Origin of the sequence: Streptomyces bohaiensis (genome assembly GCF_012033785.1) — a bacterium.
Classification (GTDB): domain Bacteria; phylum Actinomycetota; class Actinomycetes; order Streptomycetales; family Streptomycetaceae; genus Streptomyces; species Streptomyces bohaiensis.
On record NZ_JAAVJC010000465.1, the window covers coordinates 1 to 2,020 of the forward strand.

At 74.6% G+C, this 2,020-nt stretch carries 2 protein-coding genes; both read right to left on the reverse strand.

Going from position 1 to position 2,020, the window contains the following annotated elements:
* Positions 1-71 precede the first annotated feature (71 nt).
* Positions 72-494 (reverse strand): DUF3151 domain-containing protein, encoded by a 423-nt coding sequence (locus tag HCN52_RS23965; protein ID WP_168090512.1) that lies wholly within the window; start codon positions 492-494, stop codon positions 72-74.
* Between the two features lie 166 nt (positions 495-660).
* Complete coding sequence (gene fbaA, locus HCN52_RS23970) at positions 661-1,683, reverse strand: class II fructose-bisphosphate aldolase (protein WP_168090513.1); 1,023 nt, start codon at positions 1,681-1,683, stop codon at positions 661-663.
* Positions 1,684-2,020 lie beyond the last annotated feature (337 nt).

The window sequence follows — 2,020 nt, forward strand, 5'->3', positions numbered from 1 at the left end:
GCGCCCGCCGGTGGGCGGGCGCCGCGGGTGCCGGGGCCGGCGCCGTGGGGGCGGCGCGGTTCCGGGCGGGCTCAGTCCGTCGCGGAGAGGGTCTCGGCGGCGTCGGGGGAGCTGTCCTTGAGGAACGTCCGGCAGCGCTCGTGCTCCTCGGTCTCGCCGATGGCCTTCGCGGCCCGGGCGAGGGCGTGCAGCGCGCGGAGGAAGCCGCGGTTGGGCTCGTGCTCCCACGGCACCGGGCCGTGGCCCTTCCAGCCGCTGCGGCGCAGCGCGTCCAGGCCGCGGTGGTAGCCGGTACGCGCGTACGCGTAGGAGGCCACGGGGTCGCCGGACTCGAAGGCGTCGTCGGCGAGCTGGGCCCAGGCCAGCGAGGACGCGGGGAAGCGGGCCGCCACGTCGGAGGGCTCGGTGCCGCCGGCGAGTGCCTCGCGCGGCTCCGGGTCGTCGGGCAGGTGGGTCGGGGGAGGTCCCCCGAGCAGGTTCTCGTACGTGGACATGGTTCCAGTCTGCCTGGTCCGCCGGAGCGCCGGGACCGGCGCCGGGCGTGGCCGGGGGGGGGGCGGCAGCCGGACGGGGGCGGCAGCCGGACGGGCCGGGGAGCGGTGTCGCTCCCCGGCCCGTCGGGTACGGCCGGTCACGGACGCCGGGGGCGCCCGGGGCGGGTCACGTCAGGCGGGTGCCGGTGGAGCGCAGGTCGGCGCAGGCGCGGGTGACGCGCTCCGCCATCGAGCCCTCGGCCAGCTTGCCCCAGCTGCGGGGGTCGTAGGTCTTCTTGTCGCCGACCTCGCCGTCGACCTTCAGCACGCCCGCGTAGTTGCGGAGCATGTGGTCGGCGACGGGGCGGGTGAAGGCGTACTGGGTGTCGGTGTCGAGGTTCATCTTCACCACACCGTTCTCCAGCGAGGTGGCGATCTCCTCGGGGGTGGAGCCCGAGCCGCCGTGGAAGACGAAGTCGAACGGCTCCTGCTTGCCGTACTTGGCGCCCACGCCCTCCTGCAGGTCCTTCAGCAGCTCGGGACGGAGGACCACGTTGCCCGGCTTGTAGACGCCGTGCACGTTCCCGAAGGACGCCGCGAGCAGGTAGCGGCCGTGCTCGCCGAGGCCGAGCGCCTCCGCGGTGCGCAGCGCGTCGTCGACGGTGGTGTACAGCTCGTCGTTGATCTCGTGGGTGACGCCGTCCTCCTCGCCACCGGTCGGGGTGATCTCGACCTCGAGGATGATCCTGGCGGCGGCGGCCAGCGTCAGCAGCTCGCGCCCGATCTCCAGGTTGTCGGCGAGGGTCTCGGCCGAGCCGTCCCACATGTGCGACTGGAACAGCGGGTTCTGACCGCGCTCGACGCGCTCGCGGGAGACGGCCAGCAGCGGGCGGACGTAGCCGTCCAGCTTGCCCTTGGGGCAGTGGTCGGTGTGGAGCGCGATGTTGACCGGGTACTTCGCCGCCACGACGTGCGCGAACTCGGCCAGCGCGACCGATCCGGTGACCATGTCCTTGGAGTACTGGCCGCCGAGGAACTCCGCGCCGCCGGTGGAGATCTGGACGATGCCGTCGCTCTCCGCCTCCGCGAAGCCGCGCAGGGCCGCGTGCAGCGTCTGGGTCGAGGTGACGTTGATGGCCGGGTAGGCGAACCTCTGTGCCTTCGCCCGGTCGAGCATCTCGTTGTAGACCTCAGGGGTCGCGATGGGCATCTGTCCGCTCCTCGGGGTGTGCGGTGTCGGTCACGCGGGTCGCCACGCTGCGGCGCGGGCGCACCGCAGGGCCCGGCGGACTCCGGTGGGGCGCCCGACCTCGCCCACCGGCCCGCGGGCCACGGAGACGACCACTGCGTCGTCTGAGTCCCGCCCATCCTCGCAGACGCGCCCGTCCGGGTCAGCCCGGCCCGCGCGGTGGTCCCGCGCCGGCGGCCGGTCCGGCCGGCCTCGGGACGCGGCGACGGCGCCGGGAGCAACGCGCACCGGCGGCGCGGAGTTCCTCGGCGGCCAGTACTCCAAGGACATGGTCACCGGATCGGTCGCGCTGGCCGAG